The 19,046-nt window shown below is 49.9% G+C and carries 21 protein-coding genes; 10 read left to right on the forward strand and 11 right to left on the reverse strand.

All coding sequences use genetic code 11. The annotated features are described in order from the left end of the window. Nucleotides 1–3: 3 nt before the first annotated feature. Nucleotides 4–417, reverse strand: a complete 414-nt coding sequence (locus DUE52_RS05715) for a response regulator (RefSeq protein WP_229312077.1) — start codon at nucleotides 415–417, stop codon at nucleotides 4–6. A 441-nt stretch (nucleotides 418–858) separates the two neighbouring features. Between DUE52_RS05715 and DUE52_RS05720 the strand changes: the two genes are divergently transcribed. The 6 genes from DUE52_RS05720 (at nucleotide 859) to DUE52_RS05745 (ending at nucleotide 6,837) form a co-directional block, all read left to right on the forward strand. Then, nucleotides 859–1,026, forward strand: a complete 168-nt coding sequence (locus tag DUE52_RS05720; protein ID WP_114405022.1) for a lmo0937 family membrane protein — start codon at nucleotides 859–861, stop codon at nucleotides 1,024–1,026. A gap of 491 nt (nucleotides 1,027–1,517) precedes the next feature. Next, nucleotides 1,518–1,805, forward strand: a complete 288-nt coding sequence (locus DUE52_RS05725) for a YtxH domain-containing protein (protein ID WP_114405023.1) — start codon at nucleotides 1,518–1,520, stop codon at nucleotides 1,803–1,805. Between the two features lie 49 nt (nucleotides 1,806–1,854). Then, nucleotides 1,855–2,184, forward strand: a complete 330-nt coding sequence (locus tag DUE52_RS05730; RefSeq protein WP_114405024.1) for a YtxH domain-containing protein — start codon at nucleotides 1,855–1,857, stop codon at nucleotides 2,182–2,184. 748 nt (nucleotides 2,185–2,932) lie between these two features. Then, a complete protein-coding gene (locus tag DUE52_RS05735) occupies nucleotides 2,933–3,610 on the forward strand; it encodes a response regulator (protein ID WP_114405025.1) in 678 nt (225 codons plus the stop codon). Between the two features lie 28 nt (nucleotides 3,611–3,638). Continuing rightward, nucleotides 3,639–5,054 carry a HAMP domain-containing sensor histidine kinase gene (locus DUE52_RS05740; RefSeq protein WP_114405026.1) on the forward strand — a complete coding sequence of 472 codons (1,416 nt, stop codon included), beginning with the start codon at nucleotides 3,639–3,641 and terminating at the stop codon, nucleotides 5,052–5,054. Nucleotides 5,055–5,151: 97 nt separating this feature from the next. Further along, nucleotides 5,152–6,837: a proton-conducting transporter transmembrane domain-containing protein gene (locus tag DUE52_RS05745; RefSeq protein ID WP_114405027.1), complete on the forward strand. Its 1,686-nt coding sequence runs from the start codon at nucleotides 5,152–5,154 to the stop codon at nucleotides 6,835–6,837. 74 nt (nucleotides 6,838–6,911) lie between these two features. Here DUE52_RS05745 and DUE52_RS05750 read toward each other — a convergent pair whose 3' ends face one another. Genes DUE52_RS05750 through aroQ form a run of 4 tightly spaced genes read right to left on the reverse strand, consistent with a single transcriptional unit; the run spans nucleotide 6,912 to nucleotide 9,413 of the window. Continuing rightward, nucleotides 6,912–7,376 carry a pyrophosphohydrolase domain-containing protein gene (locus DUE52_RS05750; RefSeq protein ID WP_114405028.1) on the reverse strand — a complete coding sequence of 155 codons (465 nt, stop codon included), beginning with the start codon at nucleotides 7,374–7,376 and terminating at the stop codon, nucleotides 6,912–6,914. A gap of 18 nt (nucleotides 7,377–7,394) precedes the next feature. Continuing rightward, a complete protein-coding gene (locus DUE52_RS05755) occupies nucleotides 7,395–7,958 on the reverse strand; it encodes a MarC family protein (RefSeq protein WP_114405029.1) in 564 nt (187 codons plus the stop codon). After that, the gene (locus tag DUE52_RS05760) at nucleotides 7,952–8,959 is read right to left on the reverse strand and encodes an aminotransferase class V-fold PLP-dependent enzyme (RefSeq protein WP_114405030.1); all 1,008 of its coding nucleotides are present in this window, start codon (nucleotides 8,957–8,959) and stop codon (nucleotides 7,952–7,954) included. The genes DUE52_RS05755 and DUE52_RS05760 overlap by 7 nt, the downstream gene beginning before the upstream one ends. Nucleotides 8,960–8,984: 25 nt before the next feature. Then, nucleotides 8,985–9,413 carry a type II 3-dehydroquinate dehydratase gene (gene aroQ / locus DUE52_RS05765; RefSeq protein ID WP_114405031.1) on the reverse strand — a complete coding sequence of 143 codons (429 nt, stop codon included), beginning with the start codon at nucleotides 9,411–9,413 and terminating at the stop codon, nucleotides 8,985–8,987. A gap of 101 nt (nucleotides 9,414–9,514) precedes the next feature. On the opposite strand from aroQ, the gene xerD reads away from it, so the two are divergent. Beyond that, entirely contained in the window at nucleotides 9,515–10,411 is an 897-nt protein-coding gene (gene xerD, locus DUE52_RS05770) for a site-specific tyrosine recombinase XerD (RefSeq protein ID WP_114405032.1), read from the forward strand. A gap of 100 nt (nucleotides 10,412–10,511) precedes the next feature. On the opposite strand, the gene DUE52_RS05775 is transcribed toward xerD, so the two are convergent. From DUE52_RS05775 to DUE52_RS05790, 4 genes are all read right to left on the reverse strand, one after another. Continuing rightward, the gene (locus DUE52_RS05775) at nucleotides 10,512–11,048 is read right to left on the reverse strand and encodes a DUF8685 domain-containing protein (protein ID WP_114405033.1); all 537 of its coding nucleotides are present in this window, start codon (nucleotides 11,046–11,048) and stop codon (nucleotides 10,512–10,514) included. 128 nt (nucleotides 11,049–11,176) lie between these two features. Continuing rightward, the gene (locus DUE52_RS05780) at nucleotides 11,177–11,770 is read right to left on the reverse strand and encodes a class I SAM-dependent methyltransferase (protein ID WP_114405034.1); all 594 of its coding nucleotides are present in this window, start codon (nucleotides 11,768–11,770) and stop codon (nucleotides 11,177–11,179) included. A 54-nt stretch (nucleotides 11,771–11,824) separates the two neighbouring features. Next, nucleotides 11,825–12,043, reverse strand: a complete 219-nt coding sequence (locus DUE52_RS05785) for a hypothetical protein (RefSeq protein ID WP_114405035.1) — start codon at nucleotides 12,041–12,043, stop codon at nucleotides 11,825–11,827. Continuing rightward, nucleotides 12,040–12,543, reverse strand: a complete 504-nt coding sequence (locus DUE52_RS05790) for a SixA phosphatase family protein (protein WP_114405036.1) — start codon at nucleotides 12,541–12,543, stop codon at nucleotides 12,040–12,042. Before DUE52_RS05790 ends, DUE52_RS05785 begins: the two co-directional genes overlap by 4 nt. Nucleotides 12,544–12,861: 318 nt before the next feature. Here DUE52_RS05790 and DUE52_RS05795 point away from each other — a divergent pair, with 318 nt between their 5' ends. The 3 genes from DUE52_RS05795 to DUE52_RS32045 all read left to right on the forward strand — a co-directional run bounded on the left by DUE52_RS05795 (nucleotide 12,862) and on the right by DUE52_RS32045 (nucleotide 16,440). After that, nucleotides 12,862–14,457, forward strand: coding sequence for a peptide chain release factor 3 (locus DUE52_RS05795; protein ID WP_114405037.1), 1,596 nt, complete (start codon nucleotides 12,862–12,864; stop codon nucleotides 14,455–14,457). A 39-nt stretch (nucleotides 14,458–14,496) separates the two neighbouring features. After that, the gene (gene pepT / locus DUE52_RS05800; RefSeq protein ID WP_114405038.1) at nucleotides 14,497–15,741 is read left to right on the forward strand and encodes a peptidase T; all 1,245 of its coding nucleotides are present in this window, start codon (nucleotides 14,497–14,499) and stop codon (nucleotides 15,739–15,741) included. Nucleotides 15,742–15,948: 207 nt separating this feature from the next. Next, a complete protein-coding gene (locus DUE52_RS32045) occupies nucleotides 15,949–16,440 on the forward strand; it encodes a DUF6169 family protein (protein WP_133299772.1) in 492 nt (163 codons plus the stop codon). Between the two features lie 39 nt (nucleotides 16,441–16,479). Here the strand turns inward: DUE52_RS32045 and DUE52_RS05810 are convergent, their stop codons facing one another. Together DUE52_RS05810 and DUE52_RS05815 are read right to left on the reverse strand one after the other, a co-directional pair. After that, nucleotides 16,480–17,274, reverse strand: coding sequence for an SDR family NAD(P)-dependent oxidoreductase (locus DUE52_RS05810; protein WP_114405040.1), 795 nt, complete (start codon nucleotides 17,272–17,274; stop codon nucleotides 16,480–16,482). 14 nt (nucleotides 17,275–17,288) lie between these two features. Next, the gene (locus tag DUE52_RS05815) at nucleotides 17,289–18,974 is read right to left on the reverse strand and encodes a D-alanine--D-alanine ligase family protein (RefSeq protein WP_114405041.1); all 1,686 of its coding nucleotides are present in this window, start codon (nucleotides 18,972–18,974) and stop codon (nucleotides 17,289–17,291) included. Nucleotides 18,975–19,046: the final 72 nt, after the last annotated feature.

Raw genomic sequence — 19,046 nt, forward strand, 5'->3', positions numbered from 1 at the left:
TAACTAAACTTGGATATATTGTAAAGCTTGTTCGATGGTCTTGCGATTAAAAGGTTTCCCGATAAAATAATCGGCTCCCTCCTGCGAAGCACGTTTGCGTTCCGCAATTCCATCAAAAGCGCTGATCATGATTACTTTCGTGTTGGTTGTGCTCGTTCGGATGTGAGACAACAATTCGAAACCAACGCCATCGGGCAAACTCAAATCCAAAAATACAGCATCGTAAGCCTGTTGGGCCAATCGTTGACGGCCCTCTTCCAGAAAGTTCGCGCAGGTCGGCTGATAACCCATTCGCTTTAATAAACCGGAAAGCAATAGACAAATATCCGCTTCGTCGTCGACGATAAGTACTCGTTTTGTATTCGTCATATTTGATAATACCGGCTTATATTGACTCCCGGTTTGCCAGCCCCTCATGCTCTCCACAGTTTTGTCCCGTTTTCCATATTTCTACTATTACGTCGGATAATCTATAGATAATAATGTGCCTAAAATTCACGCATTCTATCAAATACCGCTCAGTAGTCCAATTTAACACAAAATTAATGCTTAAGTATTTAAAAAATAGCCAACCATTCCTCCGCTGGGCCTGAATAAATATTTTCCGGTTTTACAATCAGATGTTTTTTTTCTACACTAATTTCTACACCTGTAGATTTTTCTCTACAACCGACCTTTTTCGGCTTTGATCTATACGAATCAACAGGCAATCATTTTTCAGGGAAAGTTCCTACAAATCAATCAATTTTTGTACTTTTTAATGATAGTATATTTCAAACGAAGCATTTGGCATAAGATTTTCATATAAGGCAAGCAGAAGCATCGATTAACTAACATTTTGACTTTGAACCGAACGCTATGGGAAACTTACTTTACACAGTCGCAGTAATATTGATCATTATCTGGGCTTTGGGTTTTTTTGGCATACTCGGTACCGGCATTGCAGGCAATAATCTGATCCACATCTTACTGGTAATAGCAATCGTTGCAATCCTTCTTCGCGTTATCCGCGGCAGAGGAGTCTGATATTCTCACATCATTTAAAAACGCCGTTGGCCTTTGGGTCAATTAAACATCGATACAATCGCTTCAAAAAGTTCAGGAAGCGACACGTTTAGGTTTAGGTGGTTTCATTTTAGGTTAAGTACAAGTTACGGTGGGTACGGAATCCCTGCATCAGATTTGAGTGCAGGGATTTTTTGTTGCTTTCGCTCCCGATTGTCCGCTTTCCCTTCATGATGGCCTCCGGTACGAGCGTCGAGCCAGAATAGCCGGACAGCAGGTAGTAAGTCGGGGTCGATCAGCAAGGCAATTCTACAATCTGTAGAAAATATTCCTCAACCCTCCGGGAATCAGGCAATTGGGCGACCCTCAAAAATAAAATTAAATAAGACTGGTAATCAATCGTTTAACTTCTTATTTTAGGGACAGGAATGGAGTATGGTACGAATTTTTCTATACAGAGGAGTAGTATCCGCCGTGAGCGGTAGTTTTTCACTTAAACCGTTTGAAAGGTTATGAAACCGAACTTCAGTGGACTAGTTGTTGCGATATTGACAGGTGCAGCCCTGGGTCTTTTATTGGCACCGCGCAGTGGGAAAGATACCCGCAAGAAAATTACAAATGACTCGGACAAGTTTCTGAAAGATTTGCAGGACACCATTGCGAATGGATTCAACAGCATTCGCAACCAGTATGATGATGCCCGGGACAACCTGTCATCGAAATACAATGATGCTGTCGATACAGTCGCTTCCCGGACAAAAGGCGCGGTTGAACGGGTTGAACGCAATTCTAAACATTAATTACTAATTTGCTACCTTCATACGTCGCAAACATAAATTAGGAAACACCATGAAAAGTTCAAGAGATTTTCTGTTAGGGTTCATCACAGGCGTAGTAGCAGGCATTTTGACGGCCCCCAAGAGCGGCCAGGAAAGTCGGCAGTGGATTCAGGATGAAGCTGATAAACGCACAAAAGATCTTCAGGATCAATGGAACAAGGGCGTCGAGCAGGTTAAAACCCAGGTCGAGCAGGTTAAATCGCAGGTGAACCAGTGGACTGGAAAACTGCAGGATGAAAGCGAAACCAAAAAAGAGAAGTTCAACGACAGCGTCGACAACCTGGCCAACAAGGCACACAGTGGCGTAGATTCTGCCAAGCAGTCGTTCAAAGTCGACTAAGCGGACTGTCGCCCACGGGTTCAAACCGGGGCTTCCATCCCACTCATTTGATTTACTCAACACTATGAAATAGAGCGAAACGTCGGGAATCCTGACGTTTCGCTTTTTTGTTACTCAATTTATCTGCAACTTGTGGTTGTCAATTCACCGGTAGATTTTGGCAAACGACAAAAAAACGGCATTTCTACCAGCAGAATCGCGGTTTTTCAACAAAATCAAACTGGTTTCCGGGGAAGCTAGAAAATAACTAAGTAGTTTTCTTTGATTTTTTGGAGAAATTTTAATGTCTATGCTGTAAACAACTATTATATTTGCATACTAATTGTAGAAACAACATATTAAAGATATAGATCCGCTTGACAGTCGGGTCGCAACTAAAGACAGCCTAAGCCTGAACGGGCGGCTGTTTTTAAATGGTGTGGATATAGTCGGAAAGCTATTCGGGCAGTCTCGGATAGCTTTTTTGTTTTGTATGCGTCCGGCTTTTCACCTGATTTTAACCTGCCTTTAACTTCGGTTTAATCTACCCCCGCTACTTTTGACCATCAAATTTCCGCTGTAAGTCAGCTAGTTTCTTACAACAGGGAGGTTGAACTTCAAAGCTGATGCGAATTAGTTTTGAATGGTGTGGATAGGATGAAAAAAGCTGCCTGAACATATATTTCGGGTAGCTTTTTTGTTTTATTGCGTTATATATGGTATTTCGACCTTGATTTATTCACTTCGGGGTAAGCTAGTCTCAGCAAGTATGAAAATTCTGGTAGTAGAAGACGAACCTAAACTGGCTTCATTCGTGAAAAAGGGCCTGGAAGAACAGTCGTTTGAGGTTGATGTGGCATTTGATGGGCAAATTGGACGAACGATGGCCTTGAGCAACAATTACGATGTGATTGTTCTGGATGTGAATGTTCCGAAAATAAACGGCTACGACCTGGCAAAATCGTTACGCTCCGAAAATATTAAAACGCCCATTCTGATGCTGACAGCAATGGGTTCGCTCGATAATAAAGTGGCCGGTTTTGAAGCAGGAGCCGACGACTACCTGGTTAAACCCTTCGAATTCCGCGAACTGCTGGCCCGGCTGCGCGCCTTGAGCAAACGAACGATCGACACGAGCCAGCAGTCGAACCTTCTGAAAGTGGCCGATCTGGAACTGGACCTGAACGAAAAAATTGCCCGGCGGGGCGGCAAGCGAATCGAACTCACCGCCAAAGAATTTGCATTGCTGGAATACCTCATGCGAAACCGGAGCCGGGTTGTTTCCCGAATCGACATCGCCGAAAAAGTGTGGGACATTCACTTCGACACCGGCACGAACGTCATCGATGTGTATGTCAATTTCCTGCGCAAAAAAGTAGATAAAGACTTCCCGGTCAAACTGATTCATACCGTCATCGGGATGGGATACATGTTAAAAGAGGAATAGCGACCCGCCCCCCTGTCTCCTAACTGCCATGAACATCAGAACCCGGCTCACTGTCCTTTTTGCGCTGCTGGTTGGTTCCATCATCCTGCTGTTTTCCCTCACGATTTATTATTTATTCGATCAGTACCGCGAACGGGAGTTCTACGACCGTCTCCGCCAGAATGCGTTTGCAACCGCCCAATTGCTGGAAAATGTGGAGGTGAGGGGGATTACGGACAAAATGCTGCAGCAGATCGAACTGAATTACATGTCGCTCTACAAAGGACACGTAACCATTTTTTTGCCCAACAACCGGATTCTGCATTCGACTGATTCCAAACGGGAGGTGGTTTCTCTCCAGTTTCTGGAACAGGTTCGGAATGGCAAGGAAATTTTCAGACGCAACGGCATGGTGGAAACCCTCGGCGTCCGGTTTACCGACCGCCATAACCGCATCCTGGTGGTGGTGGCAACGGCCATCGACCGCTACGGTTTTACTAAAATTGAGTGGTTGCGGGATATTCTGGTCATTAGCTGGCTCGTCAGCATGGGGATTGTTCTGCTGGCGGGGTGGTTTTTTGCCGGCGATGCGCTAAAACCGGTTTCCGACATCATCGATCAGGTCAACGATATTTCGGCCACCAACATCTACGCCCGGCTGCGCATCGGAAGTCCCAAAGACGAGCTGGCCAAACTGGCGGCTACGTTCAACGAAATGCTCGAACGGCTGGAGCAGGCATTTATTCTTCAGAAAAACTTCGTTTCCCATGCCTCCCATGAACTGCTCACCCCGCTGACGGTGATGATGGGTCAGGTCGATGTGACCCTGATGCAGCCCCGCAAGCAACACGAATACAAACAGGCCCTGGAAAGTGTTCTGGAAGAAAGCAAAAAGATGAACAGCCTGGTCAACGGCCTGCTCGAACTGGCCCGGGTGAACGCCGACGCGGCCACGCTGTCGTTCAAACCGGTGCGAATCGACGAGGTGCTCTGGCAGGGGCGCAGCCGGTTGCTGCAAAAGAATGAAGAATACCGGATCGATATCGAATACGAAAAACTCCCCGGCAACGAAGAAGAACTGATTGTGATGGGCGAAGAATCGCTCCTCCAAATGGCTTTTCAGAACCTGATCGAAAACGGCTGTAAATATTCGAAAGACCGGCACATGGTGGTGACGCTCAACGCGGGCGAAGACGACATCCGACTGACCTTTACCGACCACGGCTACGGTATTCCGCCGGAAGACATTCCCCATTTGTTTGAGCCCTTTTTCCGATCCGAAACCACCTCCGGCATCATCGGCCACGGCATCGGGCTGGCCCTCACCCACCGCATCATCACCATTCACAAGGGTCAGATCCGGGTGGAATCCGAGATCGGAAAAGGCACTTCCGTGGAAGTAACCGTACCGGTTCGAAAAACCGTCATAATCGAAAAACCGGTGGCCTTTGAACTGGACGAATAAGCCCTGTCGGCCAATTTAACCTGTTTTTAACTTGACCTTAATTCACTTTTAACAGCGTTTCGTCAACTTTGACTTCAGAGCTACAAGCCACTTGTACATGGAGTCTGCTGTTTTCATCTTTACTGCTGGTAGTAGCCTGGGCGTTTTTCTGTTCCGGGGGCAGACAAAGTATTACTTCAGCCTGTTTCTCCACATTCTTCTCATTGTTACCGCTTCTTCCTGGGCTTTCCGCGCATTGTCGGCCGGTGGAGTGATGCAATTCAATCTGCTGGAACGGGCCGGTTTTATTTTGCCCGTCAATATCGATAGTCTGTCGGCCTTTTTTCTGGGCATCATCAACCTGACCATACTCATGGGCGTGCTATATGCCAACGGGTATCTGAAGCTGTACCGGCAAACCCAATCGGATCGCCAACTGTCGTTTCACCACCTGGCGCTCCTGTGGCTCCATCTGTCCATGATTCTGGTTTGCACCCTGCGTGGCGGAACCGCTTTTCTGATTTCCTGGGAACTGATGTCCGTGGCTGCATTTGGGCTGGTGGTTTTCGAGGGCGAACGGAAAGATATTCTGAAAACCGGTTATGCGTATCTGCTCCAGATTCAAATGGGGTTTGCGTTCATTCTGGCGGCCCTTCTGATCGCCGGTTCACAGGGGTATTTTTTTGGTTTCGATAGCCTCGGTGCCTATTTCACGACCCACAAGCCGTTACCGGTTTTTCTGCTCTTTTTTATCGGATTTGGTAGTTACGCGGGATTCGTTCCCATGCATAGCTGGCTCCCTCAAACGCAGCTAACAGCACCAACCCACATTTCGGCCATCTTGTCCGGCGTACTGACCCCGATGGGTCTTTATGGCATCCTGCGGGTGCTGACGTATATCCATACCGATCTGGCTCCCATTGCCTTCCTTCTTCTTGCCTTTTCACTCCTGTCGGGGCTGGTTGGTAGCCGGAACACTTTTCTCCAACACGATGGCAAGAAATTGCTGGCCTACAACAGCATCGCCAATACCGGAATCATTGGAATCGGAATCGGGGCCGGTTTATTGGGCATTGCTTTTAACCTTCCCGCCCTGGCCGCACTGGGGTTTACGGGGGGTATTTTACACATCGCCAATCATGCCTTGTCCAAGTCGCTGCTGTTTTTTGGTGTCGGCTCCATTTACCGGGCTACGCACACCCGGAATATCGACCAGTTAGGCGGTTTGATCCGAACCATGCCCAAAACGTCGTTTCTATTTCTCCTCGGTATGCTGGCCCTCTGCGGATTTCCTTCCTTCAACGGTTTTGTGTCCGAATTTCTGATTTATTGGGGGCTTATCAAGGGTCTCACCCTGCATACCGACGTGCTGAATCTGGCGGTTTGGGCGGTTTTTGCAGGACTTACCCTGATCACTGGCATCACGGTAATCGGTTTCAAGAAAGTCTTTGAGATGGCATTTCTGGGGACTCCCCGCTCCGATTCTGCAACGCACGCCCAGGAAGTAACCGACGACCTGCTGATTCCGCAGTTGCTGGCGGGCCTTTTCATTCTGACAATCGGCATCTGGCCCCCCTTTTTCCTGAAACTCACCGGCAACGTGGCAGCACTGTACGTTACCGACCTGCACCCGATCGATGCGGCTGTTCCCACGCTGGCGTATACCGGCAGTATTGGGGCCACGCTGATCGGAGCTACGCTCTTTGTCCTATGGATTCGGACAAAACCGCAGAAGCCTATCTGCATCGATTATCATTCACCCAACTCGTTCCGCAAATCCAAAAAGGAACATGAGTTTGGGTAACCCTCAATTATCTGTAATTTATTTAGGTTATTTCGGGTTCAGGCCGGTCAGTCGACCGGCCTGACTTTTGTAGCTTATTTCAGAAATCCTTCCAGTGAGGCCGGTGAATAATTAACGTTTTTCAGCGTTTTGTTGTCGGCTGTGCGATACACCAGGTATTTGCTGTCCGACTCCACGTAATGACATTCGACACCTTTTGCCTGATAGTGGAGAACGGTTGCTTCGGCTTCTTCCACCGTCAGACAGGCTTTGCTGAGGTTCGAACGCTGAACTTCGTCAAACAAGGCTTTGAAACGGTCGCCCAACCCGAATTCCAGAATGGCACCAGCCAGCACATACTGCAAATCGCAGAGCGCATCGGCCACTTCCACCAGGTCTTTTTCCAGAATGGCCACTTCGAGTTCTTTCAATTCTTCGGCCAGCAGCGCAACGCGAAGCTGACAGCGGGTTTCGGACGGAATCTGGGGGGTTTCTAAAACCGGGTGGTGAAAAGTCCGGTGAAATTCGGCAACAGCGTTTAATGAATCGGGCGTTTGCATTGACCTGGATGACAGTGATTAAAAATTACTCTTGATTAGTTTGATCGAAATTGCCAGCAAAATAATGCCGAAAACCTTCCGCAGAATATTGATTCCACCCGGCCCCAGCCGGTTTTCAATCCAGGCCGACGATTTGAGAACCGCGTAGATCAGCACCAGATTGATCAGAATACCGACCAGAATATTGGCGGTTGCATACTCCGCTTTCAGCGACAGAATGGTCGTCATGGTTCCGGCCCCGGCAATGAGCGGAAAGGCGATCGGGACGATGTGGGTGGCCCCGGCCCCGTGATCATCGGCTTTGAAAATGTTCCGGCCCAGAATCATTTCCAGCCCCAGCAAAAAGATGATCAGCGCACCCGCCACGGCAAATGACGACACATCGACGCCAAACAGCTTCAGGATGGACTCTCCCACAAACAGGAATGCCACCATCAGCAAAGCCGACGCCAGCGTAGCTTTCTCCGACTCGATCTTGCCGGTTTTTTTGCGAAGATCGATGATGACCGGCAGCGAACCGACCACATCGATAACCGAAAACAGAATGAGCGTGACGGAAATAATTTCTTTGAAATTCAGCATAGGTATCCACGCAAAAACCGTTTCAATGTATCAATTTCCCATTCCTCAATGGCCGGAAAGTTGGCAATCCGGAAGGTGTTCGATTTCCAGTCGCCATACCCGTTGCCGAGTGTAATCCCGGCATTTTGTGCAGCGGTTTTCACGGCCCGGATGGCTTCTTCACTCCCCTGAACAGCAATCACGGTGTCCGACCGCAATTCCGGATTCGCGATCAGCAGCTCCCAGGTAGTTTCTTTTTCGATCAATTCGTACCAGTTAGCCGCCCGGCTGCGCACCAGGGCATCGATTTTCGAAATGGGCGGAATCTGCTGCAACACCCTCATTAATAGATAAATACCCAATCCGTTTGGGGTAAACTGCGTCTGGTATTTTGCGATATTTTCATGGATGAACAACAGACTGTTGTAATACTGCCGATCGGCGATAATCTCTGCCTGTTTGAGCGCATCAGGCGAGTAAATCAACACGGCCAGACCCGCCGGCAAACCCAGGCACTTCTGCACCGAAGCAAACCAGACATCGGCCAGCGACCAGTCGAACACCAGACCGCCCAGCGACGAAACCGCATCGACGGCAATCAAACCGCTGAATTCCCGCCGAAACTGAGCCAGCGTGTCCATTCGAACCTGCGTTCCGTTCGAGGTTTCGTTCTGCACCACGCACAACACATCCGCTTCGCCCGGTAAAATCATCGGTTTGATCCGGTGGGCATATTCCATCCATTTCTTCCCGAAAGCGCCCCCGTACGGATGCAGGCTCGTGGTCACCGTCAGCGACTGGGCGACGATTTCCCAGCACTCCGTGGCCGAGGAGACGAACGCAATGTGATAGTCCGCCGGAATCGCCAGTTTTTCATGCAGCAACCGAAGGGTTTCCTTCACAATGTCCATAAAACCGGCAGACCGGTGATTCAGACTCACGACGCCCGACCGAATGGCCTCCTGCGCGTAGTCGGCCACCTGCGGATAGACTTTTGACGGACCGGGATAAAAGGTAATCATTTCTACTATACTGAATTTCTGATTGTTATTTTTCCAAACTCAGTAAATATCGCACCGCCAGATCGTACCCCAGCAGCCCCAGACCAAGAATAACACCTTTGCACTTCGCTGACAAATAGCTGTGGTGCCGGAACGATTCGCGGGCGTGGACATTGGAAATGTGCACTTCGACCGCCGGGGCCGGAACCGCCGACAGCGCATCGGCCAGGGCGATGGAGGTGTGTGTATACGCCCCGGCATTGATCACGATGCCGTCGATGGTAAAGCCCAGCTCGTGAATTTTATCGATCAGTTCGCCCTCGTGGTTGGATTGGAAATACCGGATTTGCACGTCGGGAAACGCCTGTTCGATGGTTTCCAGGTAGTCGACAAAGGTGCGGCTGCCGTAAATTTCGGGTTCGCGTTTCCCCAACAGGTTGAGGTTAGGGCCGTTTAGAATCAGAATCTGTTTCATGAATAGAAGGGTAAAGCCGCCGGATGACGAATTACGGATGTCGATGATTGCGGTTCCGGGAATTAAACCGTACTTCGCAATCTGTACTCCGCGATAATACTGTGTGGCAAAGTTACATTAACGCTTTCAAAAACTACCTGAAACTGGAACGTTCGCTGGCCGAAAATTCCGTTGAAGCGTATCTGCATGATATCAGCAAGTTACACGAATTTCTGGCGTTAGCCGGCGATCCGGTAGCCCCGACGCAGGTCACGGAAGACCTGATTTTCGATTTTCTGGCCTATCTGACCGATCTCGGCTTGTCGGCCCAGTCACAGGCCCGGATTCTTTCCGGTTTGAAAGCCTTCTACAAATTTCTGCTGCTGGAAAACGAGATTCAAACCGACCCGACGCAACTCATCGACGGCCCCAAACTGAGCCGAAAACTGCCAGACACCCTGAGTTTTCCCGAAATCGAAGCCATCCTGAGTGCCATCGACCTGTCCACGCCCGCAGGCACCCGCGACCGCGCCATGATCGAAGTGCTGTACAGTTCCGGGCTGCGGGTTTCCGAACTCCTGGATTTGCGGCTGACCAGTTGTTATTTCGAAGTCGGTTTTATCCGCATCAGCGGGAAAGGCAACAAAATGCGGCTGGTGCCGATTGGAAAAGACGCCATCAAGCACACCACGCTATACGTCGACCACGTTCGGAGTCAACTGGAGATTCAAAAAGGGGCCGAAGATACGGTTTTCCTGAACCTGCGGGGGAGTTCGCTGTCGCGGGTGTCGGTATTCAAAACCATCAAAAAACTGGCCATTGCGGCCGGAATTCAAAAAGAGATCAGCCCGCACACGTTCCGGCATTCGTTCGCGACGCATTTAATCGAAGGCGGGGCCGATTTGCGGGCGGTGCAACAGATGCTCGGCCACGAATCCATCACGACCACCGAGATTTACACCCACCTTGACCGCGATTATCTGAAACAGATCATTACGGATTTTCACCCCCGATCCTAGATAATTCCCAAGCCTGGAAAACAAAAGTACCCGCCATCAAAAATAGCGGGTACTAATCTCGTCGGTTAACCCTAACCCAAATCACATTAGCTTTTAATAGTTAAGATTCTCCGGCGGTTTTTTCACCGGAAAAGTACTGTTCAGGTTGTTTGAATAATACGTTAAATGACGTCATACTGCCGTAAATCCGGGTAATGTATTGTTGTATGTTGACCTTTTCTTCATCATCGATCGAACTGGCGTTGATGCGTTGTTCCAGTACCCGCAAGCGGTCGCGCATCATCACGATTTTGTGAAAGAACGCATCAATCGGTATTTCCTTCGACGCCAGATCCGTTCGACCCGGTTTTAAAATCATCTTCCCCCCTTTCCATTTATCGCCCAGCGGTACGACTTCCGATATGTCCGCCCATTTTTGCAGGATTCGGGAAAGGGACTGCTCCACGTCGAACAGGCTCACCAGATCGCTGTCCAGCTCCACCAGCTCGATCACCTCCAGTGGCGTGGTCAGCTTTACTATTTTGACGCCGGATTCGACAAAAGTCACAACGTACCCGTTCGATTTTACATTAATTATCACACCGACACCAAATTCGGCGTGTCGCACCCGCGACCCAATTCCTAAAATAATATCCATAGAAAGTCTTTTTTGCATGGCTATACACAAACTACATACCAAAATAGTCAAGAATGAAGAGTTAAGAATGAAGAGTTGGCTGACGCAAGCTGAAACAAGTGCGTCAGCCAACTTTTAACTCTTAACTTTTAACTTTTAGCTCCCTTTGGGAGAAGGACTTTGCAGACGCAGGTGGATTTTGTCGTGACGGTGGTGGCTTCGTCCATCAGTTCAAAACCGTCTTTGATGCTCTGCCAAAGTGCGTCGCTGTGTTTGTGGTCGTTGATAGTAACAATGAGTAAACCGTTCGCTTTGAGATAGGTAGCAAACCGCTGGAGGGTCTTGAGCGGGTGTTTGCTGTAATAAATCGACTCGTTGAAAACAATCATATCGAACTGCCCGGCTGGCGCGTATTTATCCATATCGGCCACCAGATAGGTACACTTTTCATCGGCCTGGGCCTGCGCGTTTTTGATGGCGCTATCGGAAATATCGAAAGCCACAAACCGGCCATAGTTCTGGGTTTGCAGCCGTTGTTGCAAAAAGCCTTCCCCACAGCCAATTTCCAGAATCTCCGGCTGACCGGGTTTCAGGAATTTAATGTAGCCCACAATGACACTGAACCGGGCCAGTTCATCGAGTCCTTTCAATCCATCCCACAAGCCTTTGTCATACTGATAATTCCAGCGGTCGCGGTCGATACGGAGTATTTTACGTTTGAAAAATGACGTGAGGGCTTGCATACGGTTTTGGATGGGTTCGGCGAAAAAGGTAGAATTCAGGCGAAGAAGACCGCTCTAGCGACTCGTGCTATCGTCAACAAACAATGTATCGGCCACATCCAGAGCGGCCGAATCCAGCGCCGTTCCGTCGGGTTCGGTAGGCAAAGCGCGTTCGAGCTGGCGTTTTTTGTTCCAGGGCGCGGTCGTTCGTCGTCCCATGTCGATGGCTACAAAAACAACAATGAGCGTAAAAATGAGGGCCGCGATAAACAGGATGCGACGGTTTTTATTCATGATTCTTTCAATTTTTTGGGCGAAACCAGATCCACCAGATGGCCCGTCCGACCGGATATGGCCGCCCAGTCCAGGTTCTCGAACTCGATGATGGCTACGGCTCCCTTGCTCATTGAACCCACATCCGCGTGTGTCAGGTACTCCGCAAAATAAGAAATATCGGGATTATGACCGAACAACATCACGGATTGGCAATTTTTATCCACGCCGTTAATGGCGGCAATATATGCTTTCGGACCACCATCGAACAGTTTTGGTTCCAATACCATCCGATCCGGATCAATATGGAACTGCTCGGCCATCACTTTCCCGGTATCCCGGGCGCGGTTGGCGGTGCTGCTGATCAGACAGTCCGGTTTTATGCCCTGCCCGGCTAGATGATGTCCGACACGGGCGGCTGCCATAATGCCTTCCGGAACCAGATCGCGGTCGTGGTCACGCTGGAAACTCGCCCGATCTTCCGCTTTGGCGTGCCGGACAAGGTATAATGTTTTCTTCATGTGCTTAGGTTAAGCTAAGTCGTTTTTTCCCAAAACTACTAATTCTGTCGAAAAGACAACCAGTCAACTCGCCGAGTCTTTGGATTGTTGCTTAACCCGCCCCTGAAAATTTCGTATCTTTGTGTTTAGCCCTTTCGCTTTCGCCCCTAAATCCCCTAAAGGAGACTCGGACGCAGCTTAATCCGGATGCTATAAGTCCCCTTTAGGGGATTTAGGGGCGAAAGCGAAAGGGCAAAGAATTATCCGATATAAATCCAGGTTTTTTAACGCCAAATAAGAACCATACATGGCTCGCTACTGCGGCCATTCCGATCCATAATGAGTACGACACAAGAAATCAGCCGTCGCCGAACGTTTGCGATTATCAGTCACCCGGATGCCGGAAAGACGACATTGACCGAAAAACTGCTGCTTTTCGGGGGGGCCATCCAAACCGCCGGCGCCGTTAAGTCGAATAAAATCAAGAAGTCGGCCACCTCCGACTTTATGGAAATTGAAAAGCAACGCGGTATTTCGGTCGCCACGTCGGTGATGACTTTCGAATATAAAGACCTCAAAATCAACATTCTCGATACGCCGGGCCACAAAGATTTCGCGGAAGATACGTACCGGACGTTGACGGCGGTCGACAGCGTTATCCTCGTCATCGACTGCGTGAAAGGTGTGGAAGAACAAACCGAGCGGTTGATGGAAGTGTGCCGGATGCGCGATACGCCGGTGATTATTTTCATCAATAAACTCGACCGCGAAGGTCAGGATCCGTTCGATTTGCTGGACGAACTGGAATCCAAACTCAACCTTCGCGTCCGCCCGCTGACGTGGCCGGTCAACATGGGATCGGATTTTAAAGGCGTTTACAGCCTGTATGACAAAACGATGAACTTCTTCCGCATCAACAAAACGAAAGTGGAAGAAGACATTCTCGAAATCGACATCACGACGCCGGTTCTGGAGCAGAAAGTGGGCGAACGAGATGCCGAACAACTGCGCGAAGACGCCGAACTGATCGAAGGCATTTACGATCCGTTCGACCGGCAAACCTACCTGGAGGGAAAAGTGGCCCCGGTATTTTTCGGATCGGCGGTCAATAATTTTGGGGTGAAGGAGTTGCTCGACACGTTCTGCAGCATTTCGCCCGAACCCATCGCCCGCGCCACCGATAAACGCGTTGTGTTTCCTGACGAACCGAAATTCACCGGTTTTGTCTTTAAAATTCACGCCAACCTCGACCCGCGCCACCGCGACCGGATCGCGTTTCTGCGCATCTGCTCGGGGGTTTTCGAACGGGGAAAATTCTATCACCACACCCGGCTCGACAAAGACGTGCGGTTTTCGAGTCCGTTTAGTTTCATGGCCGATAGCAAAAGCATTGTGGATGAGGGATTTCCGGGCGACGTCGTCGGTTTGTACGACACTGGCTCCTTTAAAATCGGAGACACGCTGACCGAGGGAGAAGACATGCGCTACGTCGGCATTCCGAGTTTTTCACCCGAGATATTTAAGGAGTTGATCAATTCGGACCCGATGAAATCCAAGCAACTTGAAAAGGGAATTCAGCAGTTGACCGACGAGGGAGTTGCTCAGTTGTTTACAATGATGAGCGGAAACCGGAAAATTGTCGGAACCGTTGGAGAACTTCAGTTCGACGTGATTCAGTACCGGCTCGAGCACGAATACGGAGCCAAATGCCGCTGGACCACCATGCCGGTTTCCAAAGCCTGCTGGCTGACGTCGGACGATAAGAAAAAACTGGACGAATTTATCCGGCTGAAGGGCCTGGCCATTGCCTACGACAAAGACGCCAACCCGGTTTTTCTGGCCGAATCGGACTGGATTCTGCGGATGAACATGCAGAACAACCCCGACATCAAGTTTCATTTTACCTCGGAATTTAAGACGGCGGTGGAAGCCTAACGTTCTCCGTACTCAACTTTCGACTTTAGCATTTCACCCATGTTCCAAAATACATCCGTTACCAGTCGTTTTCTTCGTTACGTCCAAATTGACACCCAGTCCGATCCAAGGTCAACGACCAATCCGTCGACTGAAAAACAGAAGAATCTGGGCCGGATTCTGGTCGAAGAACTGCACGAAATCGGTATTGCGGATGCCGAACTGGACGAGTACGGCTACGTTTATGCGACCATTCCGGCCAATACCGACAAATTGAATGTGCCGGTTTTGTGCCTTTGCGCCCACATGGATACGTCACCCGACGTGACGGGCGAGGGCGTAAAACCGCTGACGCACCACGGCTGGGACGGTTCCGACATGGTGCTACCCGACGACCCGACACAAATTATCCGACTGGCCGATCACCCGGATTTACACGATCAGATTGGCAACGACATCATCACCGCCAGCGGAACGACTTTGCTCGGTGCTGACAACAAGGCCGGTGTCGCCGAAATCATGGCGGCAGCAGAGTTGATTGTTAATGAGCCAATTATAAAACACGGCACCATCCGCCTGCTGTTTACCCCCGACGAAGAAGTGGGGCGCGGAACGGAAAAAGTGGACATGGAAAAGCTCGGCGCGGACTTTGGCTACACCATCGACGGCGAACAGCTCGGCACGCTGGAAGATGAGACGTTTTCGGCGGATGCGGTCAAAATCGTGATTCAGGGGGTGAGTACACATCCCGGTTTTGCGAAGGGCAAACTCGAAAATGCGCTGAAAATTGCCGCCGATTTGCTGGCTGCGTTGCCCAAGGATTCGCTTTCGCCCGAAACCACCGAAGGCCACGAGGGTTTCATTCATCCGGGCCATCTCGAAGGCAATCAGGATCAGGCAGTGGTCGAGTTCATCATCCGGGATTTTAGCGTGAGCGGTTTGCACGAAAAAGAAGAGTATCTTCAAAATCTTCTACATGCCGTTCTGGCGAATTACCCCAACTCCAGCGCCACCTTTGAGGTGCGGGAACAATACCGGAACATGAAGGAGGTGCTGGATCAGCATCCGGCAGTTGTCGAAAATGCCCTTGAAGCCATCCGCCGGAGCGAATTGACACCCGAACGGCGAAGCATCCGGGGCGGCACAGATGGTTCGCGGTTGTCGTTCATGGGTCTCCCCTGCCCCAACATTTTCGCCGGTGAACACGCGTTTCATTCCCGTCTGGAATGGGTCTCGGTCCAGGACATGGAGAAAGCCGTCGAGGTGATTGTGAATTTGTGTCAGGTTTGGGAGGAAAAAGCGTAACGCAAACTTTGTGTACAGTTTTTACGTTTGGAAATTGGTACAGATCCTAGTAGTATTACGAATTAAGAGCGTAAACAGGCGGCAAATCGGAATGGAACTACCATCATCACCACTGAGATATGGCGACAATAACAAAACGTTCTAAGGGCGGTCTTAAAAAGATGGCCGAAGACAAAGAGAAAATCAGGGAATACCTCAAGAGTGGCGATGAATCCAAAAAACCGGCCGGAATCAAGTTCTTTACGCCCGACTTCCTACTCCCTGATAAGGGACAAAGATAGCTTTACCTTTACGACCGATAAGGGAGCGATTTACAAAATAACCTTCACACAAGACGCTGAATACATTGATTATCTGCCTTTTGCAGATGATGTTTATAGCTTTGTTCTGGAACAAACTTCCGGAGAATACAAGGGTCGCGATCTTCGCATGAAACAAACCGTTATTGAAACATTGGGACGGTTTTTCGAGAATTTACCTCAGGCTGTAATCATTTACAACTGTAGTCAGGAGAACGACCATGAAAAAACCCGATATGATTTGTTCAACCGATGGTTTGATGAGTTTGGCGATGAATATGATAAGGTCAACTACAGCGATCTGGAGAGCAGAGAATACGCATCCGCTATTTTTAGAAAAGATCATCCGCAAAGACGGCTGATTGAACCTGCTTTTAACAAGGTCTTTCGAGAAAAATAGGTCTGTAATCGGGGCAATTACAGACGCTCATTTTATTTTTTACGCAATCGTTTTCGTGACGCCCCCATCGACCCGAATGGCGGCTCCGTTGGTGGCTGAAGCCAGCGGGCTGGACAGATAAGCCACCATATTAGCAATTTCCTGCGTGGTTGCAAACCGCTGAATAATGGACGTCGGGCGGGCATTTTTGAAGAAATCCTTTTCCATTTCTTCCACCGAAACCTGGTTCATCGTTGCCATATTTCCGATAAAATCGCCGACGCCTTCGGAGAAAGTCGGCCCCGGCAAAATGGAGTTGACGGTTACGTTGGTTCCTTTCGTCAACTCGGCCAGCCCGCGTGAAATCGCCAACTGAGCGGTTTTCGTGGTGCCGTAATGAATCATTTCGGTGGGAATCTGTAAGGCGGATTCACTGGAAACGAAGAGGATGCGACCCCAGTTTTTGGCCAGCATTTTCGGAAAATAATGCCGGGAAAGCCGGACGCCACTCAGCACATTGACTTCGAAAAACCGCATCCAGTCCTCATCCGGGATGTCGATAAAACTCTTCGGCTCAAAAATACCGACGTTGTTGATCAATATATCGACTTCCGGCAATTCCGTCAGCAACGCGTTCACCTCTTCGACCTTACTAAAATCAGCCGCAATGCCCCGAAACCGTGTGCCGGGCAGTTCGTCCGATAACTGCTGAACCAGGGCATCGACGCGCGCCCGGTTTCGGCCATTGATGGTCACTTCGACTCCTTCCTGCGCCAGTGTTCGGGCAACAGCCAGACCAATACCAGCCGTTGAGCCGGTTACCAGGGCGGTTTTTCCGTTCAATTCCAAATCCATATCTGTCCGTTGTTTTAAGAATACCGCTCCGTAATCGTTCGGGCCCGCTCCCGGGTTTCCAGAATCAACAGATGCACCGGTTTTGCAAGCGCTTCCAACGCTTCAGAAACCGTGTCTTTAAACAACAAATTAACCGGCAATTCGTGCCGATCCTGAGCGGTTTTTAGCACCACCACCGGCTTGGTTTGCCCCTGCGCACCGTGGAAACCATACCAGGCTTTCGCTTCCAGCCAGGCCGCATCAACGGCTTCGGCGGTGGTATCCACCAGAAACTCCTCCGTCGGCAGATGCAGGTTTTTACGGTCCGCCATCCGACCATCCAGATCGGCCAGTTGCTGGCGCAGGCGAATGGTATCCTTACCCGTCCGGATGCGCTCACGCAACGACTGGCGAATGAAATACGTGATAGCCTGCGTAACGTTCAGGCCGATCTCTGCCATCTGTTTGAAAATGAGCGAAGTGGGCGACATGCCGGGAATGGTGTTCGGATCGTGGAGCAAAACCTTCCCCGGTTCGCTGGCCTGATCCGGCGTCAAAAAACCGTCGATCCGGGCGCAGACGTTCATGCCCAGACGCGTAAAGACATCGGCGACACTCAACTGAATTTCCCGGTTGTGTTCCAGACTGGTTTCGACCGGAATCCGCTTTTTTGTCGTATTGGACTGGTATTTTGATTTAAAATCGAAGCTGGTGACGTTGTAAATTTCGGTTGGGGGCAACGCAACCGCCGTTCCGTCGTCGTCCTGAATCACCCCACACGAAAACTCCTGACCGCTGACGAATTCCTCAAACAGCACATCATCTTCGGAGTTTGCCGATCCGATAACGAGCGTTCGATAGCCCGAAGCCGCCCAGGAATCCGCTTTTTCGAGCAGGTCTTTGGGGTGGTAAATAAACTCGCCGGTTTCTTCGATCACAACCGGATAGCCAATGCCGGAATCCAGTTCAGTTACTTCCTGCACAAAGGCGGTTTTCTCGTCTTCCGAAAACTGCTTCCAGCTTTCCAGGTCAATTTCCTGCCGGAAAAAACACTGATCGACCGCTTTGGTGAACTGGTTCAGGTCATTTTCCCGAACAATCACCACGCCAATCGACGAGCCCTGATGCGGAGCTTTCACCACGATGGGCAGACCCAGCAACCCTTGCAGGGACTCAAATACCCCGGCTTTATCTGCCTGATCCCAGTCGGGTCGGCTAATGACCGACGTTTTTTTCTGCTGCCCATTGACGAGCGCAATCAATTCATTTTGCAGAATCTTGTTGATTCCCACCGCCGAACCCATCAGGCCCGGCCCGGTATAGGGCATTTTGTACCACTCGAGCAAGCCCTGAATACCGCCGTCTTCGCAGTCGGGGCCGTGCATCGCCAGAAAGGCCAGGTCAAAATACTGGCTGAACTCCTGCGGTTGAATGCGCTGACCGATCGCGCTAATTTGCTGTTCCCGTTCTTCATCGGATAAACCGGCTAACGATTCGATGTAAACGCTGAACGTGGGGTTGGTTTGCTGCGGATAAAATGCCCGGATCGAGCCTTTGCTGAGAAATTCTTCCCGAATCAAGATAAAATTACCCAGTCCATCCACAAAAACCATGACGGGGTAAAACAGCGATTTGTCGATATGAGCCAGGGCCGTGCGACCACCCGCAAACGAGACTTCCCGCTCACGTGACGGGCCACCGAAGAAGATTCCTATTTTCATTGTATATGTTTACGAACGAATGCCGTGGGTACGGGGCGCAAAATAACGAAAAAGGCCGCTCTTCCATCGGAA

Source organism: Larkinella punicea, assembly GCF_003334855.1.
Lineage (GTDB): Bacteria > Bacteroidota > Bacteroidia > Cytophagales > Spirosomataceae > Larkinella > Larkinella punicea.

Bases quoted from the DNA above. Each gene is read 5' to 3' on its own strand.
- DUE52_RS05780 (WP_114405034.1), bottom strand. From the start codon at position 11,770: ATGCAAGCCCTCACGTCATTTTTCAAACGTAAAATACTCCGTATCGAC.
- DUE52_RS05785 (WP_114405035.1), bottom strand. From the start codon at position 12,043: ATGAATAAAAACCGTCGCATCCTGTTTATCGCGGCCCTCATTTTTACG.
- DUE52_RS05815 (WP_114405041.1), bottom strand. From the start codon at position 18,974: ATGAAAATAGGAATCTTCTTCGGTGGCCCGTCACGTGAGCGGGAAGTC.
- pepT (WP_114405038.1), top strand. From the start codon at position 14,497: ATGTTCCAAAATACATCCGTTACCAGTCGTTTTCTTCGTTACGTCCAA.
- DUE52_RS05775 (WP_114405033.1), bottom strand. From the start codon at position 11,048: ATGGATATTATTTTAGGAATTGGGTCGCGGGTGCGACACGCCGAATTT.
- DUE52_RS05740 (WP_114405026.1), top strand. From the start codon at position 3,639: ATGAACATCAGAACCCGGCTCACTGTCCTTTTTGCGCTGCTGGTTGGT.
- aroQ (WP_114405031.1), bottom strand. From the start codon at position 9,413: ATGAAACAGATTCTGATTCTAAACGGCCCTAACCTCAACCTGTTGGGG.
- DUE52_RS05750 (WP_114405028.1), bottom strand. From the start codon at position 7,376: ATGCAAACGCCCGATTCATTAAACGCTGTTGCCGAATTTCACCGGACT.
- DUE52_RS05735 (WP_114405025.1), top strand. From the start codon at position 2,933: ATGAAAATTCTGGTAGTAGAAGACGAACCTAAACTGGCTTCATTCGTG.
- DUE52_RS05715 (WP_229312077.1), bottom strand. From the start codon at position 417: ATGAGGGGCTGGCAAACCGGGAGTCAATATAAGCCGGTATTATCAAAT.
- DUE52_RS05725 (WP_114405023.1), top strand. From the start codon at position 1,518: ATGAAACCGAACTTCAGTGGACTAGTTGTTGCGATATTGACAGGTGCA.
- DUE52_RS05730 (WP_114405024.1), top strand. From the start codon at position 1,855: ATGAAAAGTTCAAGAGATTTTCTGTTAGGGTTCATCACAGGCGTAGTA.
- DUE52_RS05755 (WP_114405029.1), bottom strand. From the start codon at position 7,958: ATGCTGAATTTCAAAGAAATTATTTCCGTCACGCTCATTCTGTTTTCG.
- DUE52_RS05795 (WP_114405037.1), top strand. From the start codon at position 12,862: ATGAGTACGACACAAGAAATCAGCCGTCGCCGAACGTTTGCGATTATC.
- DUE52_RS05745 (WP_114405027.1), top strand. From the start codon at position 5,152: ATGGAGTCTGCTGTTTTCATCTTTACTGCTGGTAGTAGCCTGGGCGTT.
- DUE52_RS05720 (WP_114405022.1), top strand. From the start codon at position 859: ATGGGAAACTTACTTTACACAGTCGCAGTAATATTGATCATTATCTGG.
- DUE52_RS05790 (WP_114405036.1), bottom strand. From the start codon at position 12,543: ATGAAGAAAACATTATACCTTGTCCGGCACGCCAAAGCGGAAGATCGG.
- DUE52_RS05810 (WP_114405040.1), bottom strand. From the start codon at position 17,274: ATGGATTTGGAATTGAACGGAAAAACCGCCCTGGTAACCGGCTCAACG.
- DUE52_RS05760 (WP_114405030.1), bottom strand. From the start codon at position 8,959: ATGATTACCTTTTATCCCGGTCCGTCAAAAGTCTATCCGCAGGTGGCC.
- DUE52_RS32045 (WP_133299772.1), top strand. From the start codon at position 15,949: ATGAATCCAAAAAACCGGCCGGAATCAAGTTCTTTACGCCCGACTTCC.